This is a genomic window from Agathobacter sp. (assembly GCF_977054825.1).
The window spans coordinates 393,006-414,380 of sequence record NZ_CDRTEH010000002.1; the positions used below are offsets into that span (position 1 = coordinate 393,006).

Consider the following 21,375-nt stretch of genomic DNA (forward strand, 5'->3'; position numbering starts at 1 on the left):
CAGCTTTTATGCATTACAGAATAATCTTCTTTGGACATTTCTCTGCGCAGATTCCACAGCCTGTACATTTCTCCTGATCAATATAGGCTACATTGTCTACTACATGGACAGCATCTGACGGACAGTTCTTCTCGCACAGATGACAGCCGATACAGCCCACTGAGCATGCCTTCATGACATCCTTGCCCTTGTCCTTAGAGCTGCACTTTACAACGTGCTTTGTGTCATAAGGGATAAGCTCGATAAGGTGCTTAGGACATGCCTCTACACACTTACCGCAGGCCTTACAGGTGAGCGGATTGACACATGCCACTCCATCAACCACATGGATTGAATCAAAAGGACATGCCTTCACACAGCTTCCAAAGCCGAGACAGCCATAATTACATGACTTAGGTCCGCCGCCCGGTACAAATGACATGGCAACACAGTCCTCTACTCCTGTATAATCGTAGTCTGTATTTGCTTTGTCACAGGTGCCGGCGCACTTTACAAATGCAACCTTTTTCACTCCGGCCTCGACCTTTACACCCATAATCTCACTGACCTTTGCTGCAACAGGGTCTCCACCTACAGGACACTGTCCTACCGGTGCCTCTCCCTTTGCAATGGCAGCAGCAAGTCCGGAGCATCCGGCATATCCACAGCCACCACAGTTGTTGCCCGGAAGTACCTCAAGTATTGCTTCCTCTCTCGGGTCAACCTCTACTTTGAATTTTTCTCCTGAAATACCGAGGAAAAATCCAAGAATTATACCGACAGCTCCAACAACTAAAGCTGCAATAATAATCGCAGTAACATTCATATCACTTTTCCTCCAATCCTATACAGAAACCATTCCTGAGAATCCCATAAAGGCAATAGCCATAAGACACGCTGTAAGAAGCACGATGGCTGTTCCCTGGAAAGGCTTTGGAATATCATTATACTCAATCTTCTCACGTACACCTGCCATGAGCACGATGGCGATAAAGAAACCAAAGGCTGTGGCAAAGCCGTAAACTACACTCTCTAGGATATTGTAGCCCTTTGTTACACTGTTAAGTGCTACACCGAGTACGGCACAGTTTGTTGTGATAAGTGGCAGATACACACCGAGTGCCTTGTAAAGAGGAGGCATCTGTTTCTTTAAGAACATCTCTACAAACTGAACAAGTGCTGCAATTACAAGAATGAACACGATAGTCTGTAAATATGACAGATTAAGCGGATACAGTATAAAATTGTAAATAAGCTGTGTAACGAATGTGGCGATTGTGATAACGAAAATTACCGCACCACCCATTCCTGCAGCAGTTTTTGTGTTCTTTGATACGCCGAGGAAAGGACAGATACCAAGGAACTGGCTAAGTACTACGTTGTTAACTATTGCGTATGCTACTGCAATGAGCAGTAAATGACCTAATGTACCCATTATTTATCCCCTCCTTCTGTAGTATTAGGAGCAACAGCGGCCTGTGCTGCTTTTGCTGATGGACATGATGCTCCACAATGTGCACAATCTCCTGAAAGGCAGCCTGCCGGCTCTGCAAGAGGTGTACCCTTTGCTTCCATCTTTTTACGGATGATATTCATACCTGCAACGAGGAAGCCAAGTACAAGGAAGGCTCCCGGTGCCATGATAAAGATTGTGATTGGTGTGAACCAGTCACCGAAAATCTTGATGTTGAAGAATGTTCCTGCACCTAAGATTTCACGGATAAGTCCGATGATTGTAAGACCCATGGTAAATCCAAGTCCCATTCCCATTCCATCAAAGATAGACTCTACAGGCGGATTCTTTGAAGCATAGCTCTCGGCACGACCAAGGATGATACAGTTAACCACGATAAGCGGGATGTATACACCAAGTGCTGCTGAAAGGCTAGGCAGATAAGCCTGCATCAAAAACTGTACTACTGTAACAAGAGATGCAACTATGACGATATACGCCGGCATACGCACTCCGTTAGGAATCACTTTTCTGAAAAGTGAAATCAAAAGGTTTGAACATATAAGTACCACCGTGGTGGAAAGTCCCATTCCAAGTCCGTTTACCGCACTGGATGTAACAGCCAGTGTAGGACACATACCAAGCATAAGTACAAAGGTAGGATTTTCCTTAATGATACCATTATATAAACGCTCTACATATTTGTTCATTAGTTGGCACCTCCCTGTAATTTATTCTGGAAGTAAGTAATAGCTGCGTTGCAGCCGTTGGCCATAGCCTTTGATGTGATGGTTGAGCCTGTGATGGCCTCAATCTCCTCATCCTTTGAAGGTGTGGTCTTTACAACGTCGAACTTGTCTACTTTCTTGTTCTCAAACTGCTTGTAGAAATCAGCCTCCTCGGCCTTCATTCCAAGTCCCGGAGTCTCGCTGATGCTTGTGATTGAGTAGCCGTTTACGGTACCATCATTCTTGATACCTACAGAGAATGTGATGCTTCCCTGGCTTCCGTCCTTGGCTGTGACTGTGATGACATAGCCTAATGTCTCCTTGTTTGCATCAAGGGCAGTCTCAATATCATCGATTGTATCCTTATATCCTGCATCAGATACAAGCTTATCAGCTTCCTCGGCGTCATAATCATATTTCTCAAATGATTTTGCGTCCGCAAATACTGCCTGATATGCTTTCTGCGCTGCTGCTTTATTAGCCTTGTCGATAGGCTCTGCCGTGATTCCCTGAACCAGGGCAAGAATAAAACCAAGCACCAGAGTAAAGGCAGTTAAAATCAAAGCGTCATGTACAATACGTTTATTCATTCTTCTTTGCCTCCTTTACCATACCAAAGGCTCTTGGGATAGAAACCTTCTCAATAATAGGAACAAGGCAGTTGCTTAAAATGATTGCAAAGGAAACGCCCTCTGCATTGGCACCGAAGCAACGGAATACTCCTGTCAATATACCACAGCAGATACCGAATATTATCTTGCCCATCGGAGTAATCGGGCTTGTGACATAATCGGTCGCCATGAAAAATGCACCGAGCATCAGTCCGCCACCGCAGAGCTCTGCAACAACATAGTTGATATCAAAATGCTGTGCTCCGAAAAGGAACATGAATACGGCAAATGTAATAATGTAGGATGCAGGAATCTTTAAATCAATGACTCCAAGTAAAATCATTATGATGGCACCAAGCAAAATAGCTATAACCGATGTCTCACCGATTGTTCCTGCAGTATTTCCTATAAGCATATCCCTTACATTGACACTTGAAAGCCCTTCATTTTTGATGAGTGCAAGCGGTGTTGCTCCCGAATATACATCCACACCGTTTTTTGTGACATTGAAATTGGTCATGTCAGCCGCAAATGCGATGAGAAGGAAGCATCTTCCGCCAAGTGCCGGGTTCATAAAGTTCTGTCCGAGTCCTCCGAACATACACTTAACAATGATGATTGCGAATACTCCACCGAGTACAGCCTCCCACCATGGAAGTGAAACCGGAAGGTTAAGTGCTAAAAGCAGTCCTGTGACTACCGCACTAAGGTCTGTAATTGTGCTCTTTTTCTTAATTATGTAGTCAAACACCCATTCTGATGCCACACACGATGCGATGGTAAGCAGAATGATAAAAAGTGCTCTGAAACCAAAATTGTATATACCAAAAAGACTTGCCGGAAGTAATGCTATAATGACATAAAGCATTATTCTGTTAGTGGAATCCTTGGCACGTACATGTGGTGATGATGAAACATGATATAAATCACTCACTTTAATCCACCTCTTTCTTTATTTTTTGCTGGCCTGTTTTCTCTTTTCAGCGAGAACAAGCTTCTTCATTGTCTTGATAGGCTGTGCCACCTGTCTCCTTGACGGACATGCAAATGAACAGCTTCCGCACTCAATACACTCAAGTCCGTGCCACTTCTCAAACTCATCCATCTGACCGCGTGTGCCAAACTTCGCAAGACGGCTTGGAATGAGCTGCTCAGGACATGCCTCCACACAGCGGCCGCAGTTGATGCAGGCCTGTGGCTCAAATGCTGCCACCTCATCATGTGTAAAGCAAAGTATTGATGAAGAGGTCTTTGTAGTAGGGATATCAAGACTAAACATGGCAAAGCCCATCATAGGACCGCCTGATATGATCTTCTCCGGCTGACTCTTAAAGCCTCCCGCAGCATCAACCAGCTCCTGATATGAGGTACCGATGCTGTATAAAATATTTGAAGGATTCTTCACCGCATCTCCTGTAACTGTTGAAATACGCTTAAGGACCGGCTGTCCATTCTTTACGGCATTGTAGACAGCAATGATTGTCTCTACATTGTCAACTATACAGCCTGCATCAGCAGGGAGCATCTTAGAATTTATTGCTCTGCCTGTTGTAGCATAAATGAGCTGTCTCTCACCACCCTGTGGGTACTTTGTCATGAGAGGACAAACCTCAATACGTGGCTCATCCTTTGTGAGCTCTGTAAGCTTTTCGATACAGTCAGGCTTATTATCCTCTATGCCAAGGATACCCTTTGCATTGTCAAAAAGCTGAAGTATGATCTTCATGCCGCCGATTAATTCCTCAGGATTCTCAAGCATACGTCTATAGTCAGATGTGAGGTAAGGCTCACACTCCGCGCAGTTTGCGATAATATACTCAATCTTGTCCGGCTCCTTTGGAGAAAGCTTTACATGTGTAGGGAAACCGGCACCGCCCATGCCGACAACTCCTGCATTCTTAACCTTCTCGATGATTTCTTCCTTTGAAAGTGCTGTGACATCCTCGACGATATTATATGTTGTCTCAGTAAACATGCCATCATTTTCGATAACAATACTGTCAACCATATCGCCGACTGCCACACGTCGCTTCTCAATAGCCTTAACTTTTCCTGACACCGATGAATAGATAGGTGATGAAACAAAGCCACCGGCCTCTGCTATCATCTGTCCCTTCAACACAGTGTCACCTACGGCAACAACAGGCTTAGCCGGTGCGCCGATATGCTGCGAAACCGGATATACCATGTCGCCTTTGGGCAAAACTTCTTTAATTGGTGAATCCTTAGACAGCTCTTTGCCATCATACGGATGAACACCGCCAATAAACGTTTTATGACCCATTTTTGTGCCCCTCTTTCTTTTAGATTAATAACGTGGCAATGCTATTGCACATTACTAATGCTATTATACCACTTATGATTTTTAGTTAAATAGTATATTATGTACTTTTTTTAATACTTTATGTTATAATGTTTATACAAATAATTTTCAGGGTGGGAATTGAAAAATGAAAATATTTCATAACGAAGAAATTTACATAAAAAGCGATAATTTTTCAGACAGCATATTTAAAGAAAACACTATGTTCTTTGATATTGAGACAACAGGCTTTTCACCGGTGAAAGCGATTGTATACATGATAGGCTGTGCAAGACGCATCAAAAACCGCATAGTAATAGACCAGTATTTTGCAGAATCGCCTGATGACGAAGCTGCTGTAATCGAGGCCTTTGCGCAGACCTTGTCCAACTGCAGCACCATCATATCGTTCAACGGTGTCGGCTTTGATATCCCGTTTTTAAAGAATAAATACAAGAAATATAAGCTGGATGACCCCTTCTGTAATACGCAGATACTCGATATCTTTAAGGAGCTTTCACCGATAAAGCCTCTTTTGTGCCTCGAGAACTACAAACAGAAAAGCATCGAAGCATTTCTCGGCATAGAGAGGGAGGATAAATATTCCGGAGGTGAGCTCATAAACGTTTATTATGAATATCTGGCCCAAAAGGACGATGAAAGGCTATCCCTGCTTCTGACACACAACTACGAGGATGTCCTTGGCATGACAAAGCTCCTTAGCATACTTTCGTATAAGGAATGCATACAGGACATAACAGAAATCACCGGTGTATCCGTAAACCCATATACAGCTTACGACGGCAGCCGGATGAACGAGCTTATTATATCATTTGAAAATAAATTTTCCGTTCCAAAATCTGTAAGCTTCCATGACAATGACATCTATCTGACTATCGGCACTGCAAAAAGCTATGTGCGTGTAGCGATATTCGAGGGTGAAATGCGCCACTTTTACAGTGATTACAAAAACTACTACTATCTGCCAAAGGAGGACATGGCCATACACAAGAGTGTCGCAGCATATGTTGACCACGAATACCGCGAAAAATGCAAGGCATACAACTGCTATGTGCGCAAAACAGGCACCTTCATCAGACAGTACTCTGACTTCATGAAGCCTGAATTTCGATTCGAGATAAAGGATAAGTGCAGCTATTTCCTGCTGACTGACGATTTCATAAACTCAAAACAGATGGCACTGTCATATGTAAAACACATAACAGACCATCTGTTTAATCTCTGATAAAATATCAAGGCTTTCTGAAATAGAAGCTGCTTAATCTCTCAAAGCCAAGCTCACGATATGTAGTTATCTGCTCAGTACTGCCTATAAACAGTATGCCCTTGGATTTTAAAGTATTGAAGAAATTCTTGTATATCATATCCTTAGCATCATCGGTAAAATAAATCACCACATTCCTGCACAGGATAAGGTCATAATCCTTTGGATATGAATCCTTCAGCAGATTATGCTCCTTAAAGGTCACACAACGCTTGATATCATCAGATATCTTGTATGAGCCCTCCACCTGGGTGAAGTACTTCTTTTTCAGGTCAGCCGGCACATTCTCTACAGACTTTGCACTGTAAAGCCCTGCCTTTGCACTCGCAATCACCAGATCATCAATATCTGTAGCCAGTATCTTTATACGAGACAGCGGAACATGCTTTGAAAAAGCCATGGCGAGTGAATACGGCTCGTCACCGGTAGAGCATGCCGCGCTCCATATCTTAATCGTCCCTGTATTGTTCTTTAATATCTCAGGAATAACCTCTCTGTCCAAAAAAGCCCACTGATCAGGATTCCTGTAGAACTCAGATACATTGATAGTGATAAAATTGATAAACTGTTTAAACTTCGCTTTATCTGTAGAAATCATATCAATGTATGTCTCATAAGAATCAGCCCCGTTTTTTCTCGCAAGTGTATCAATACGTCTGCGCATCTGCTTCTCTTTATAATAATTGAGATCTATCTGTGTCAGCCTGTACACTTCCTTTTTAAACCATTCATAATGATCAAACATCATAATCCTCCAATATGTGCCACCTGATACAAATAAAAGCTGCCATATATTATATATGACAGCTTTAAAATCAAAAACTACTCGTTATCAGAAGCAACCTCGTCGATATTTACATCTGCAACATCTGCTCCATCATCCTCTGAATCAAGGAGAGCCTTCATGCTTAAGCTGATTTTCTTATCGTCCTCATTGAACTCAACAACCTTAGCCTCAACCTCCTGACCAATCTTGAGTACATCTGATGGCTTCTCAACATGATCCTTTGAAATCTGTGAAACATGAAGAAGAGCATCAACACCAGGTGCAAGCTCGATGAATGCACCGAAATCTGTCATTCTGGCTACTTTACCCTTTACGATATTGCCAGGAGCAAATTTTTCTGTTGCACCATTCCATGGATTCTCGTCATCAAACTTCATTGAAAGAGCAATCTTAGAACCATTGATGTTCTTAACGAATACTCTTACAGCCTGTCCGACTGTGAATACCTTCTTAGGGTTCTCTACTCTGCCCCAAGACATCTCTGAGATATGAAGTAATCCGTCTACTCCGCCAAGATCGATGAATGCACCGAAATCTGTAACGTTCTTAACTATTCCTTCGATTACATCGCCTACGTGAAGGTTTGCAAGAAGCTCTTCCTGCTGCTTAGCCTTCTGCTCAACGAGTAATACCTTTCTGTTTCCGATAATACGTCTCTTTCTTGGATCGAACTCTGTGATGATAAACTCGATCTCCTGATCCTTGAACTTGTTAAGATCCTTCTCATAAGTATCTGATACAAGGCTTGCAGGGATGAATACTCTTGTCTCATCAACACTGACACATACACCACCGGCTAATACCTGTGTAACCTTTGCCTTTAATACTTCCTGATTCTCAAAAGCCTCCTCAAGACGCTTGCTGCCCTTCTCTGCCTGAAGGCGCTTGTAAGAAAGGATAACCTGACCCTCGCCATCGTTAAGCTTAACTACCTTGGCTTCCATCTTGTCGCCAACCTTTACAACTGTAGTAAGGTCTACGTTTGGCTCGTTTGTGTACTCGTTTCTAGTAATAATTCCGTCTGATTTGTATCCAATATTTAAGAAAATCTCGTCAGGTTTAACATCAATAACGGTACCTTCTACCACTTCTCCATTTCTTATAGTTTTAAAAGATTCTTCCAGCATTTGTTCAAAGCTCATTTCTGACATTCTTTGAAACCTCCTCAATGATATTATTTGGGGTTGAAGCCCCTGCTGTAATACCTACGTTATTGTTGGACCTGATTTGTGTATAATCCATTTCGTCACTTGTCTGTATATAGTAAGTATTTTTGCATTCGTTTTTACATATTTCAAATAGCTTCTGTGTATTGGAGCTGTGCCTGTCGCCTATGACAATCATGACATCTGAGCACTGCGCCACCTTCCTTGCTTCGGTCTGTCTGACCTCTGTAGCATTACAGATTGTATTTAAAACAGTTATATCATAACCTTTTTTTGCAATAATTTCAACTATATCTTGAAATTTATTGTAGTTAAATGTCGTTTGTGACACTATGCATAGTTTTTTTGTACTATTTTTCGTGTAATTTTCGGCATCCTCAGGCGAATTTATGATGGTTACATGGCATTTTTCGTCTGCCCAGCCCTTTATCCCGCACACCTCAGGGTGCTTTGGACTGCCGACAATTATAATATCATAGCCCTTTGAGCTGTAATCCTCCACATATCTGTGAATTTTTGATACGAAAGGACAGGTTGCGTTAAGCACCTCAAAGCCACAGTTTTTTATCCTGTCATACTCTGCCTTGCTTATACCGTGCGAACGGATAATCATCACACCCTTTTCGTGTGACGAAAGCTCATCGAGATCGTTTATGACGGTTACGCCATTTTTTTCCATATCCTTTACGACCTCATCATTGTGAATAATCGGGCCGTAGGTGTATATAGGCACATTTTCCTTTTCGATTGCTTCATAGACCATATTTACGGCTCTTGTCACTCCGAAGCAAAAGCCTGCACTCTTTGCGATAGTAAGCTCACCCATACGCTATGCCTCTTTCACAAGCTGCTTCATTTTATCTACTACCTCATCTATTGTCATATCAGATGAGTCAAGCAGCACGGCATCGTCCGCCTGCTTTAAAGGTGATGTTTCTCTTGTCATATCTCTGTGGTCTCTCTCTATGATATCCTTCTCGATTGCATCAATATCGCAGCTCTCACCCTTTGCGGTAAGCTCATCAAAGCGCCTCTTCGCACGTACCTTAGAGCTTGCTGTTAAGAATATCTTGACATTTGCATCAGGAAGCACAACAGTTCCTATATCTCTTCCATCCATCACCACATTTTCTCTGGCAGCGAGCTGTCTTTGAAGCTCAACAAGCTTTTCTCTTACCACCGGATAGACGCTGGTAGCCGATGCCATATTGCCGACTGCCTCCTGTCTTATAAAGCCTGTGATATTCTCACCATTTAGGATGACCTGCTGTTCGCCGTTTTCATAGCTGATAGAAACCTCTACATCCTTACACAGCCTCGTGATAGTGTCAACATCCTCCTTGTCCACACCCTTTTGGATAAAATAGTATGCCATGGCGCGGTACATGGCGCCTGTATCCACATAAATTGCGCCAAGCTCCTTCGCAAGCCTTTTTGCTATAGTGCTTTTTCCGGCTCCTGCCGGTCCGTCAATTGCTATATTGTATCTCATAATTTCTCCTTAATATATTATTGTTCATTATCATCAAACCGCTGCACTGGTTCCTGCCAGATATCCTGTGGACCATGCTATCTGCAGATTGAAGCCTCCCGTGTATGCATCCAGATCCAGCACCTCACCGGCAAAGTAGAGGCCATTCACAAGCTTCGACTCCATAGTGGATGGGTTGATCTCCTTCACCTTTACGCCGCCCTTTGTGATGATTGCTTCATTATAGCCTCTTGGCCCATTAAGAGTGACAGGCAGCTTCTTAAAGAGCATAAGAAGCCTGTTTCTTTCCTCTTTTGATATCTCATTGACCTTCTTATCCGGGTCAATGCCTGAAAGCTCAATTATCACCGGAATCATTTTTGCAGGCAAAAGCTTGTTTATCGAATTCTTAAACTGCTTGTTTTTTGCCTCCTCAAACTCCCTGAGCAGCCTCTTGTCCAAAGCCTCCTGTGTGAGAGCCGGCTTCAAATCGATATACATATCAAGAGGCTGCTTTATAAGGCTTTGCTTAATTGATGCACTCGCAGACAAAATCATAGGGCCGCTGACCCCGAAATGCGTAAAAAGCATCTCTCCGAAATCCTCATACAGCTTCTTTTTGCCGCTATATATGGAAATAGCCGTATTTTTAAGTGAAAGCCCCTGAAGGCTCTTTACCCACTCTTCCTTTACATTAAAAGGCACGAGCGATGGTGTGCACTCTGTCACAGTATGACCTGCGCTTTCTGCCATTTTGTAGCCGTCTCCCGTAGAGCCCGTAGAAGGATATGAAAGCCCTCCTGTGGCAACAATGACTGCATCAGCGTCCATTTTGGTACCGTCCTTCAATATGACACCTGTTATTTTTAATTCAGTTTTTTTATCAGCAGCTTCTTCAACTGCCTTTGTATCAGTGATTTTCTCATAGCACAGCTTCGATACCTCAGTGTGAAGCAATACCTCCACTTTCTTTTCCTTCAAAGCTCTCTGTAAAGCAAAAATCACATCCGACGACTTATCTGACACCGGAAATACACGATTGCCTCGCTCCACCTTTACAGGCATCCCATGTGCCTCAAAAAAGTCAATCACCCTGCTATTGTCAAAGCCATAAAATGCACTGTACAAAAACTTACTGTTGCTCTTTACGTTTAAAAAAAGCTCCTCAACATCGCACGCATTGGTCAGATTGCATCTGCCTTTTCCGGTTATATATATTTTCTTGCCAAGCTTTTCATTTTTTTCAAGAAGCGTAACCTTATTTCCTGCGTCTGCAGCAAAATACGCCGCAAGCATTCCGGCGGCTCCGCCTCCTGCCACAATAATTTTCTTACTCATCCTGCGAATCCCCCAGCTTTGCGTAGTGTACCTTTATAGAATCATCAATGTAATCAATCTCATCATTCTCGTACACCTGATACTCATTCCATATATCCTCAAGCTCTGTCAGTGTCTTTGCAACAATATCCTGCTTTTTCATGCAAAGAGCCACAATCAGGGCATTGATTACAGAAAGCGGTGCCACAAGTGAATCTACTATAGATGCCATATCACTGTCCGCAATCAGATTACATGAGGAATACAGATTCATCGGTGAATGAATGCTGTCTGTTATAGTTATTACCTTGGCACTCCTGTTGTTTGCAAACTCCAATGCCTTAAGCGTACGCATAGAGTAACGCGGAAAGCTGATACCTATAATCACATCCTCCTTACCAATGCGCACCATCTGCTCAAAAAGCTCGCTCGAGCTGTTTGTCGTAAGCAGACACACATCATCAAACATCAGATTCATATAAAATGCAAGGAAGCTTGCAAGCGGGGCACAGCTTCTGATTCCTACAATATAAATTTTCCTTGACTGTAAAATAGTATCTACCGCCAGCTCAAATGCATCCGCATCAATTTTTTCCAGAGTGGTCTTAATCTTGTCACAGTCAGACTGCAGTACAGTTTCAAGAATCTGCGACTGGCTGATACGCCCATATGTGACCTCCATGCGCTGAACCGAATTGAGCTTATTCCTGACAAGCTCCTCAAGTGCCTTCTGAAAATCGGGATATCCCTTGTATCCAAGCGATGTAGCGAACCTGACAACCGTAGACTCAGAAATTCCTACTGTCTCGCCCATTTTAGCAGCCGTCAGAAAGACAGCCTTATCATAATTATCAGTTATGTATGTAGCAAGCAGCTTGTGCCCCTTGCTCATCGTACTGTATTTAGCATTTATCCTGTTAAGTAAGTCGTTAGTATTTGACATCATATACTCCTGAGCTTTCCCGTTTATGGCTGTGCTTCACACATTTGTGTGACCTGCAGCGATTTTTTCATACCTTAAAATATTATCACTTTTTCCCGCTATATGAAAGAGCGAATTTATATTTTTTACTTTTATCCATATTGCATCACAAAAAAGCAGGCCCGGCAAAGCCGGACCTGCTTGAAATTCAAAAGCATGAATTATATTTTAAAATACTATACAGGATAAGCCTTATTCTCAGTATCAGCGGCCTTTGCATCAACACCTGTCTGCTGTGCCTGTCTGTACTTGAAGAAATCAGTTGCAACCTGTGGGAAAAGAGCATAAGAAAGAACATCCTCATCCTGCTGTTTCCACTGCTTCATCTCAGCCTCAATCTTGTCAAGCTCTGGCTCAAGAAGATCTGCAGGACGACATGTGATGGCATTCTTCTTATCCTCACCAAGAACCTTGTCAACAACCTCAGGGTTGAAAGGCTTAACTGTCTGACCATACTTACCAAGAAGGATATCCTTAGTCTCCTTAGTAGCAACCTTGTATCTCTCTCCCATGAGTACGTTGAATACAGCCTGTGTACCAACGATCTGTGAAGAAGGAGTTACAAGTGGTGGCTCACCGAGGTCTTTACGCACACGAGGTACCTCTGCGAGAACCTCCTCGTACTTGTCCTCTTTGCCCTGCTCCTTGAGCTGTGAGATAAGGTTTGAAAGCATTCCTCCAGGAACCTGATAACGGAGAGTATTGATATTTACTCCGAGTACCTTTGGGTTCATGAGACCTGAAGCTAAAGCTTCCTCTCTCATTGGTCTGAAGTAATCAGCAATCTCACTTAAGAGATTAAGATCAAGACCTGTATCAAACTCTGTGCCCTTGAAGGCCTCAACCATAACCTCTGTTGCCGGCTGGCTTGTTCCAAGAGCGAATGGAGACATAGCTGTATCGATGATATCAACTCCGGCCTCAACAGCCTTCATGTATGTCATTGAAGCAACACCTGATGTGTAGTGTGTATGAAGCTCGACAGGAAGGCTTGTAGAATCCTTTAAAGCCTGAACAAGCTCTGTAGCCTTTGCAGGAACTAAAAGACCTGCCATATCCTTGATACAAAGTGAGTCAGCACCCATATCCTCAACTCTCTTTGCCATATCCATCCAGTAATCAAGTGTGTAAGCATCTCCAAGTGTGTATGAGAGAGCTACCTGAGCATGTCCCTTTTCCTTGTTACATGCTGTAACTGCTGTCTGTAAGTTTCTGATATCATTTAAACAGTCAAAAATACGGATGATATCGATTCCGTTTGCGATTGACTTCTGTACGAAATACTCAACAACATCATCTGCATATGGACGATATCCTAAGATGTTCTGTCCACGGAAAAGCATCTGAAGCTTTGTATTTTTGAAGCCGTCTCTTAATTTTCTGAGACGATCCCATGGATCTTCCTTTAAGAATCTAAGGCAGGCATCAAATGTTGCACCACCCCAGCACTCTACTGCGTTGTATCCAACCTTGTCCATTTTGTCAATGATTGGAAGCATCTGCTCTGTTGTCATTCTGGTTGCAATCAGTGACTGATGTGCATCACGAAGAACAGTTTCTGTTATTTTTAATGGTTTCTTTACCACTTCTGACATGATTAATCCTCCTTAATTAAATCTAAATACCGAATATAGCCATGAAGCATCCGGCCGCTACGGCAGTTCCAATAACACCGGCTACGTTAGGTCCCATAGCATGCATAAGAAGGAAGTTTGTTGGATCCTCTTCTGCACCGACCTTCTGAGATACACGGGCAGCCATAGGAACAGCGGATACACCGGCTGAACCGATAAGTGGATTGATCTTGCCTTTTGTAAGGAAGCATAAAAGCTTTCCAAAAAGTACTCCGGCAGCAGTTCCCACCATGAATGCAATAAGACCAAGGATAACGATCTTGATTGTGCTCATATTAAGGAATGACTCTGCGCTTGTAGAAGCACCTACTGATGTACCGAGTAAGATAACTACAATGTACATAAGAGCGTTGCTTGCTGTCTCCTGAAGCTGACGTACTACACCGGACTCACGGAAAAGGTTTCCGAGCATAAGCATACCAACGAGCGGTGCTGTAGTTGGAAGCAGTGTACAAACAACGATAGTAACTACTACAGGGAAGAGGATTCTCTCAAGCTTGCTTACAGGACGAAGGTTCTGCATCTTGATTGCACGCTCTTTCTTTGTAGTAAATAATTTCATAATTGGTGGCTGGATGATAGGTACCAATGCCATGTACGAATATGCTGCCACGGCGATAGGTCCCATCAGACCTGTCTGTCCTAATTTTCCGGCAAGGAAAATAGATGTAGGTCCGTCAGCTCCACCGATGATAGATACGGCTGCTGCTGCCTTGTCGTTGAATCCGAGAAGGATTGCAAGGAAGTAAGCTCCGAAAATACCAAACTGTGCTGCAGCTCCAAGTAAGAAGCTGATAGGGTTTGCGATAAGCGGACCAAAGTCTGTCATAGCTCCGACACCGAGGAAAATCAGTGAAGGAAGAATTGACCACTCATCAAGTGTATAGAAATAATAAAGTAAACCACCTACTCCATTGCTTGAGTGCTCCGGGCTTACAATAATATCAGGATAGATATTAACAAGGAGCATACCAAAAGCAATAGGTACTAAAAGTAAAGGCTCAAATCCTTTTTTAATAGCTAAAAACAGGAATACACATGCTACGGCAATCATAACATAGTTTCCGACTGACAGATTAAAAAAGGCAGTCTGATGTAGGAGGTTTGAAAGTGTTTCACCTACGTAACTCAAATTAGTTTACCTCCTGGAATTAGTTTAATGTTGCAAGTAATGCACCTGACTCTACTGAATCACCAACAGCAACATCAATGCTTGCTACTGTTCCATCCTGTGGTGCAACAACAGGTGTCTCCATCTTCATGATCTCAAGAATAAGAAGTGTATCACCCTTCTTTACTGCATCGCCAACCTTAGCCTCGAGCTTGAATACCTTTCCGGCAGCTCCTGCCTCAACCTTGATGCTTCCTGCTCCTGCAGGTGCGGCAGCAGCCTTTGGTGCAGCGGCAGCAGGTGCTGCAGCTCTTCTAGGTGCGCTTGCTGTGCTAGGTGTGCTTCCTGTCTCTTCTACTGTAACATCGTAAACATTTCCGTTAACGGTAATTGTATAGTTTTTCATCTCAAATGTCCTCCTAAATTATCTTCTATTGATTGAACGGACTACAAAGCCCTCTGTTGTAGTACCTTCGCTTGCTGCTATAGCTGCTGAGATAACAGCTACAAGCTCTGTATCATCTGTAAGGTCTGTAGCAGGTGCTGCAGAAACAACAGCCTCTTTCTTTTCAGGCTCACTCTTAGCTTCTGCCTTCTTTGGCTTATTGCCGATAAGAGCAATAAACTTGAAGCAGTAAATGATAAGAGAGATAAGAATAAGTACACAGAATACAATACTCATTGAAATTGCTGTGTTCTGTCCTGCCTTAGCAAGCTTTTGTCCCATTGTCTGAACAGGAGTAAGTGAGATACCTGTCACCTCCATGGTAACTGAATCATATACTAATTCGTATGTTACATCCTGCTTGCCAAATGTAAGTGTCATATCGGTAGTGAGTGTACCACCTGACTTAGTTACTGTAAAATCCTTGCCATCAGTTGCATCCTTTACGTCTCCGTATTCGTCAACCAGATCAAGCCATGATGAAACGGCACCAAGCTCAGCGTCGATATTTTTCATTGAAACGCTTGCTCCCGACTGTCCGAGTGTGTTGTAAACAACCTCACCCTCTGTCATGCCTGTTTTCTCCTCAACTTCCTTGACACTCTTCTCATAAGTGTCATATCCACCGCAATTATCAACGAGTGCAATGTAGTTCTGGATATTGCTAAGGCTGTCTGTTGCCTCAGTATGAAGCTCGTCTGTTGTGTATCCGCCATATGTCTTTTCGGCATTGTCAGAGCCACATGCTCCAAGCATACATACAATCATAAGAAGGCTAAGGATATATGTTATTTTTTTCTTCATAACAAAATGCGCCTTTCTATTATTTAGTTCCGTGTTTCTTCTCTGGTGCATCTACATATTTGGTGTAAAGCATCTCAAAAGCACCTACAAGATATTTTCTTGTGTCAGCCGGATCAATGATGAGGTCTACATATCCTCTGGCTGCTGCTGATGAAACTGAAGACTGAAGCTTCTCGTAATCAGCTGCCTTCTCATCGATTTCCTTGGCATCAGCGCCCGGATACATAATCTCTGCTGCAATCTTTGAATCCATCATACCAATCTTTGCATCAGGGTATGCATAAACCATATCAGCTCCGATTGACTTAGAGTTCATTGCAACATATGCGCTTCCGTAAGCCTCACCTGTAATCAGGTTAACCTTTGGACATGTTGCACTTGAGAATGCGTATGTCATTCTGGCAAGAGCCTTTGCAAGCTTCTTCTCAGAGCACATGCAGTTCTTGAAGCCGTTTACGTTTGTAAGTGTAAGTACAGGGATTGAGAAAGCATCACAGAATGATACAAACTCAGCTGCCTTGTTGCAGCCCTTTGCAGTAAGAGAAAGTGCAAACTCCTCTGCCTTCTTGCCCTCAGCATCATATACTGTGCTGCAGTTTGCTACTGCACCGACTGTCATGCCGTTTAATTTAACAAAGCCTGTTACCATATTCTTGGCAAAGTCTTTCTTTGTCTCAAAGAATACATGATCATCAGAAAGCTCTGATAAGAGGAATCTTGGATCAGCCTTCATATCAGCCATGCTGTTACATGCTCTGTTGAGGTCGTCCTCACAAGAGTCTGTGTATACATCTCCCTCGTTGTTGAGCGGAAGCATGCCAACAAGAGCTCTGATATCAGCGATAATATCATCCTCTGAACCGATTCCGTCTACACATCCGTTGTTCTCACTCTGGAATGAAGCTGCTGCTGTATCGCATTTCTCAACGCGGTTACCCTCTATTGCATCAGGAGTATTAACAAACATTCTGCCCTTAGACTCTTCGATATAAGCGAAATCACAAAGAGCCGGTACTACAGAAAGTCCGCCACCGCAGTTGCCAAATACACCACAAATCTGTGGAATAACGCCACTTGCTGCAACTTCCTTGGCATAGATAAGACCAAATCCGTCTAAAGCATCAACTGACTCCTGAAGTCTGATACCACCGCAATCGATAAATCCGATAACAGGTGCGCCCATCTTCATGGCCATATCATATACAGAAGCAATTTTCTTTGCATGCATCTCGCCGATTGTTCCGTTAAGAACTGTTGCATCCTGGCTGTAGATAAATACAAGATTTCCATCAATCAGACCGTGTCCGATAATAACACCATCTGAAGGAGCTTTTGCTGCAGTAAGGTTGAAATCTGTACTGCGAGCTGTCACAAGAGAACCAATTTCCATGAAACTGTTCTCGTCGACTAACTTAGCAATACGCTGCATTGCCAAGCTTTGATTGTTACTACTCATTTTATATCCTCCATCTATAAAAAAATAAAATTTTTCGCTAGTATGATAATAGACTATTTCCCAATTTTTTTCAACTAATTTGTTAAATTTTTAACCTTAATTTTTATTTAGAAAAAATTTCCTATATTAATTGTAAAATTCTTGAGAAAATTCTTGCAAATTTTCTTATTCTTCCTATTATTTTCTAAATATTTTAAGTTAATTTTGTTTCCATCCTGTTTATCACCGGTCTGTTGTATTGTTGCAGAAGCAGAAGTTTCATTACTATTACTATAAGAAGATGTTTCTGCCTTTGACGCTGCATACTCCACCAGTGCCTTTGCATCAGCCCACTTATAGTTTTTATTGTTTGGCCACCCGCAGCCCAAAAGAGAAAGGCACATTTTCCTTCCATCCTTTTCAACTGCTGCCACATAGCAGTAGCCCGCCTTTGTCGTAAAACCGGTCTTTCCCGATATGCAGTAGTCTGTTTGTGTAAGCAGCCTGTTGTGATTGCTAAAAACCACCCGGCTGTCCGCAGACTCAAATGTATACTGCATAGTCTGCGTTATCTCAAGAAACTGTGCCGATTTTGGTGATTTCCACGCACAGTAAGACATTATAACACATAAATCCCCTGCCGTAGAGTGGTGAAAGCTCACATCATCCTCGGCATCCAGCCCATTGGGTGTGATAAAATACGTGCCAAGGCACCCTATCTCATTTGCTTTTTCATTCATAAGCTTTGCAAAGCCCTCCGTTGAGCCGCCCACATGCTCCGCAATCGCATAGGCACAGTCGTTGAATGATTCAAGCATCATGCCGTATAGTAAATCCTTCATCCTGTAGCTTTCCCCGGCTGCCAGTCCAAGCTTAACCGCCGGCTGTGCTGCGGCATTTTGCGAAACCGTGACCATATCATTTATATCAGCTTTTTCAAGAGCAACAATGCATGTAAGAAGCTTTGTGGTGCTGGCATTTGCCATGCTGTCTCTCATATTTTTACCATATACAAATGTCTCATCATCCGCATCATATAATGCAGCTGAAACAGCATGAAGCTGCGGCTCATTTACAGCTTCAGCAGCTTCTTCAGCTACCATTTCACCGTCCGTTTCTTCTGCCATAACCACGTTTGCCGGGTTTTGAGCCGGCAAACAACAGAGCGTACAAGCCAATACACATATGAACACTATTAAAGCTTTTTTTGATATATATCTTTTCAAAAAAATAATCATATAATTACCTCCATCGGTAATATATATGATTATTTGCATGTCCTTATTATATGAAATGGCAGCTTACAAAATACACCTGCTCTACACATCAAGCTTTACGTGCATCTCTTCCTCTGCCTCCTGCTTAAACTCCTCCACCTGCACAGGGCTTAGTACCGGCAGCTCGTCAATAGACTGCACACCAAAGCTTCTTAAAAATTCCTCTGTGGTGCCAAACAAAAGCGGGCGTCCCGGAGCATCAAGTCTTCCAAGCTCCTGCACCAGATTGTACTCGACAAGCTTGCTTACAGCATGCTCGCTTGACACACCTCTGATTTTTTCTATTTCAGCCTTTGTAACAGGCTGCTTGTACGCTATGATTGAAAGAGTCTCCAAAAGCACATCAGTAAGCACCCTCTTCTTGGGCTGCTTTGCTATGCGGATGAGATACTCATACATCTGCGGCTTTGTGCACATCTGATAGGCTCCATCAAGCTCGATGATATTCATGCCTATATTTGCTGAGCCTGCATACTCCTTCTTGAGCTCCTCAATCAGCTTTTTTGTTTCTTTTTCACTTAATTGTATTGCATCGGCTATCCTTCCAAGCTCCACGGACTCTCCCATGGTAAATAAAATAGCCTCTATTGCAGCTTTATAATTCATATATCCTCAAAACCTCTTTATGCAGCAATCCTTGACTCAATCTGGATATCATCAAAAATATGCTCCTGAACGATTGTTAATTTGCCGGTCTTCATAAGCTCAAGTATGGCAAGAAATGTGACGATCACCTCAACCTTGCTTGACGCTTCGGTAAGCATCCCCCTGAAGCTGAAGTGCTTGTGTGAAGCAGCATAGTCTGTCAGATAATCCATCTTTTCCTCCAAGGAGACCTCCTCCTTTTCAATCTTTCCAAACTTCGAGCGGACCTTATCTATCTTTTCTTCCTGACGTTTCATTATACTTTGAAAGATTCTGTTTAAATCGGAAAGACGGATATCTCCCACCAGTTCGTCAAGATTAACAGGCTCCTCATATGCCAAAACCTCATCAGGTATGTCCTTTTTCTTATACCACACCTTGCCGGCATCCAGCTGACGGTCCTTAAGCTCATTTGCCATGCACTTGTACATCTTGTACTCAAGCAGCTGCTGCACAAGTTCTGCTCTTGGATCCTCCTGCTCCTCCTCTTCCTCCTCTTTTCTCGGAAGAAGCATCTTTGACTTTATGTCGAGAAGCGTGGCCGCCATCACGAGAAACTCGCTGAGCGTGTCCAGATTATCCTTTTTCATCTGAGCCACATACTCCATGTACTGCGCTGTAATCTCGACAATCGGGATATCATAAATATTTACTTTATTTTTTTCTATCAGGTATAAAAGCAGATCAAGCGGTCCCTCAAACACCTGAAGCTTAAAAGTCATATCCATAATTTGCTCTCCACTAATCCTTCAAAAACTGTGCCATGACGTAATTAGCTACATCCTTTCCTCTTTCCGATAAATAGATATGCCCGGCCTTTACCACGAGCAACTCCTGATTCTTAAGACTGTCTATCGTATCCTTGTAGATGGCATCTATCGAAATACCAAATGCTCTCTCAAAGGCTTCTCTTGTAACACCCTCGTTCATACGAAGCCCTAAAAACATGAACTCCTCCATCTGACCCTTTTTATCTATGACATCAGCTGCCACATGCAGATTAGCCTTAAATATATCATCACCCACATCATGTATATGACGGCATGCTGACAGGTATTCGTCCATATCGGATGTATTGGTATATCTGACATTTGATATAAGCGATGCTGCACCTATTCCAAGCCCTAAATAGTCAGCTCTGGTCCAGTAGCCTATATTATGGTGGCACTCCATGCCTTTTTTAGCATAGTTAGAGGTCTCGTACTGCCTGTAACCGGCATCCATAAGAGCCTTCTGTCCCGCCTTTTCCATATCATACAGCTCGTCCTCATTTGGCAGAAACTCTGTTCTCATGCCAGCCTCCTGGCGCACCATGTCAAACTTGTACTTTTCATAAAACGGGGTTCCCTTTTCAACTATAAGGGAATACGCCGATATATGATCCGGATGAAGCCTTATAATCTTGTTTACAGTCGCCATATACTGTGACGCTGACTGCCCCGGCAGTCCATACATCAGGTCTACATTGATATTTTTAAAGCCCACATTTCTGGCCACCTCGTAATTCGTCACAAACTGCTCAAAGGTATGTATACGCCCGAGCAGCTTAAGCTCGTCTGCATTTGCCGACTGAAGTCCTATGGACAGGCGGTTGATTCCCGCATCCCTGTATGCTAAAAGCTTTTCCCTGCTAAGCGTACCGGGATTGCACTCTATGGAAATCTCCGCATCAGGCAGCACATTAAAGCTGTCAAACACCCCCTCCATCAAGGCTGCAATCCACTGCTCATCTATGGAGCTTGGTGTACCGCCCCCTATATAGACAGATGACACCTGATAGTCCTTCATCAGCGGGCCGTAAAATATCATTTCCGCCATAAGCCCCTTAACATAGCGAAGCTTTGCAGCATCGTCTGCGGGAAATGACAAAAAATCACAATATTCACATTTTCTCACACAAAATGGTATATGAATATAAATCTCAAGATTCTTCATATGAGCGA

22 protein-coding genes are annotated in these 21,375 nt (G+C 43.0%); 1 reads left to right on the forward strand and 21 read right to left on the reverse strand.

What is annotated here, in order from left to right; all coding sequences use genetic code 11:
- Positions 1–13: 13 nt before the first annotated feature.
- The 6 genes from ACW6PM_RS03990 to rsxC are packed head-to-tail and all read right to left on the reverse strand — an operon-like array spanning position 14 to position 5,055.
- Positions 14–805 carry an RnfABCDGE type electron transport complex subunit B gene (locus ACW6PM_RS03990; RefSeq protein WP_117717940.1) on the reverse strand — a complete coding sequence of 264 codons (792 nt, stop codon included), beginning with the start codon at positions 803–805 and terminating at the stop codon, positions 14–16.
- Positions 806–823: 18 nt separating this feature from the next.
- Positions 824–1,414, reverse strand: a complete 591-nt coding sequence (gene rsxA, locus ACW6PM_RS03995) for an electron transport complex subunit RsxA (protein ID WP_012742487.1) — start codon at positions 1,412–1,414, stop codon at positions 824–826.
- Complete coding sequence (gene rsxE / locus ACW6PM_RS04000; protein ID WP_012742486.1) at positions 1,414–2,142, reverse strand: electron transport complex subunit RsxE; 729 nt, start codon at positions 2,140–2,142, stop codon at positions 1,414–1,416. The genes rsxA and rsxE overlap by 1 nt, the downstream gene beginning before the upstream one ends.
- Entirely contained in the window at positions 2,142–2,750 is a 609-nt protein-coding gene (locus ACW6PM_RS04005; protein WP_456056284.1) for an RnfABCDGE type electron transport complex subunit G, read from the reverse strand. The genes rsxE and ACW6PM_RS04005 overlap by 1 nt, the downstream gene beginning before the upstream one ends.
- On the reverse strand, positions 2,743–3,705 hold the full coding sequence (locus ACW6PM_RS04010) for an RnfABCDGE type electron transport complex subunit D (protein WP_456056285.1): 963 nt from the start codon (positions 3,703–3,705) through the stop codon (positions 2,743–2,745). The genes ACW6PM_RS04005 and ACW6PM_RS04010 overlap by 8 nt, the downstream gene beginning before the upstream one ends.
- Before the next feature lie 18 nt (positions 3,706–3,723).
- Complete coding sequence (gene rsxC / locus ACW6PM_RS04015) at positions 3,724–5,055, reverse strand: electron transport complex subunit RsxC (protein ID WP_308649895.1); 1,332 nt, start codon at positions 5,053–5,055, stop codon at positions 3,724–3,726.
- Between the two features lie 166 nt (positions 5,056–5,221).
- Here rsxC and ACW6PM_RS04020 point away from each other — a divergent pair, with 166 nt between their 5' ends.
- Positions 5,222–6,319 carry a ribonuclease H-like domain-containing protein gene (locus ACW6PM_RS04020; protein WP_456056286.1) on the forward strand — a complete coding sequence of 366 codons (1,098 nt, stop codon included), beginning with the start codon at positions 5,222–5,224 and terminating at the stop codon, positions 6,317–6,319.
- A gap of 7 nt (positions 6,320–6,326) precedes the next feature.
- On the opposite strand, the gene ACW6PM_RS04025 is transcribed toward ACW6PM_RS04020, so the two are convergent.
- From ACW6PM_RS04025 to hemW, 15 genes are all read right to left on the reverse strand, one after another.
- Positions 6,327–7,103 (reverse strand): CheR family methyltransferase, encoded by a 777-nt coding sequence (locus ACW6PM_RS04025; protein WP_443594510.1) that lies wholly within the window; start codon positions 7,101–7,103, stop codon positions 6,327–6,329.
- A 77-nt stretch (positions 7,104–7,180) separates the two neighbouring features.
- Positions 7,181–8,296: a 30S ribosomal protein S1 gene (gene rpsA / locus ACW6PM_RS04030; RefSeq protein ID WP_448753935.1), complete on the reverse strand. Its 1,116-nt coding sequence runs from the start codon at positions 8,294–8,296 to the stop codon at positions 7,181–7,183.
- Positions 8,277–9,137 carry a 4-hydroxy-3-methylbut-2-enyl diphosphate reductase gene (gene ispH / locus ACW6PM_RS04035; RefSeq protein WP_330022547.1) on the reverse strand — a complete coding sequence of 287 codons (861 nt, stop codon included), beginning with the start codon at positions 9,135–9,137 and terminating at the stop codon, positions 8,277–8,279. The genes rpsA and ispH overlap by 20 nt, the downstream gene beginning before the upstream one ends.
- Before the next feature lie 3 nt (positions 9,138–9,140).
- A complete protein-coding gene (gene cmk / locus ACW6PM_RS04040) occupies positions 9,141–9,803 on the reverse strand; it encodes a (d)CMP kinase (RefSeq protein WP_443598587.1) in 663 nt (220 codons plus the stop codon).
- A 33-nt stretch (positions 9,804–9,836) separates the two neighbouring features.
- Positions 9,837–11,120 carry an NAD(P)/FAD-dependent oxidoreductase gene (locus ACW6PM_RS04045; RefSeq protein WP_456056287.1) on the reverse strand — a complete coding sequence of 428 codons (1,284 nt, stop codon included), beginning with the start codon at positions 11,118–11,120 and terminating at the stop codon, positions 9,837–9,839.
- The gene (locus ACW6PM_RS04050) at positions 11,113–12,042 is read right to left on the reverse strand and encodes a MurR/RpiR family transcriptional regulator (protein WP_456056288.1); all 930 of its coding nucleotides are present in this window, start codon (positions 12,040–12,042) and stop codon (positions 11,113–11,115) included. The genes ACW6PM_RS04045 and ACW6PM_RS04050 overlap by 8 nt, the downstream gene beginning before the upstream one ends.
- A 215-nt stretch (positions 12,043–12,257) precedes the next feature.
- Positions 12,258–13,676 carry an oxaloacetate decarboxylase subunit alpha gene (locus tag ACW6PM_RS04055; protein ID WP_308649902.1) on the reverse strand — a complete coding sequence of 473 codons (1,419 nt, stop codon included), beginning with the start codon at positions 13,674–13,676 and terminating at the stop codon, positions 12,258–12,260.
- A gap of 22 nt (positions 13,677–13,698) precedes the next feature.
- The gene (locus ACW6PM_RS04060; RefSeq protein WP_022293183.1) at positions 13,699–14,847 is read right to left on the reverse strand and encodes a sodium ion-translocating decarboxylase subunit beta; all 1,149 of its coding nucleotides are present in this window, start codon (positions 14,845–14,847) and stop codon (positions 13,699–13,701) included.
- Between the two features lie 19 nt (positions 14,848–14,866).
- Positions 14,867–15,232 carry a biotin/lipoyl-containing protein gene (locus ACW6PM_RS04065; RefSeq protein WP_443598588.1) on the reverse strand — a complete coding sequence of 122 codons (366 nt, stop codon included), beginning with the start codon at positions 15,230–15,232 and terminating at the stop codon, positions 14,867–14,869.
- Positions 15,233–15,250: 18 nt separating this feature from the next.
- The gene (locus tag ACW6PM_RS04070; protein ID WP_448753932.1) at positions 15,251–16,075 is read right to left on the reverse strand and encodes an OadG family protein; all 825 of its coding nucleotides are present in this window, start codon (positions 16,073–16,075) and stop codon (positions 15,251–15,253) included.
- Positions 16,076–16,094: 19 nt separating this feature from the next.
- Positions 16,095–17,531, reverse strand: a complete 1,437-nt coding sequence (locus ACW6PM_RS04075; protein WP_448753931.1) for an acyl-CoA carboxylase subunit beta — start codon at positions 17,529–17,531, stop codon at positions 16,095–16,097.
- A 107-nt stretch (positions 17,532–17,638) separates the two neighbouring features.
- Entirely contained in the window at positions 17,639–18,637 is a 999-nt protein-coding gene (locus ACW6PM_RS04080; protein ID WP_456056289.1) for a D-alanyl-D-alanine carboxypeptidase family protein, read from the reverse strand.
- Between the two features lie 192 nt (positions 18,638–18,829).
- Positions 18,830–19,393, reverse strand: a complete 564-nt coding sequence (gene scpB, locus ACW6PM_RS04085; protein ID WP_308649907.1) for an SMC-Scp complex subunit ScpB — start codon at positions 19,391–19,393, stop codon at positions 18,830–18,832.
- Between the two features lie 17 nt (positions 19,394–19,410).
- A complete protein-coding gene (locus ACW6PM_RS04090; protein WP_308649908.1) occupies positions 19,411–20,160 on the reverse strand; it encodes a segregation and condensation protein A in 750 nt (249 codons plus the stop codon).
- Between the two features lie 13 nt (positions 20,161–20,173).
- Positions 20,174–21,367 (reverse strand): radical SAM family heme chaperone HemW, encoded by a 1,194-nt coding sequence (gene hemW / locus ACW6PM_RS04095; protein ID WP_456056290.1) that lies wholly within the window; start codon positions 21,365–21,367, stop codon positions 20,174–20,176.
- Positions 21,368–21,375: the final 8 nt, after the last annotated feature.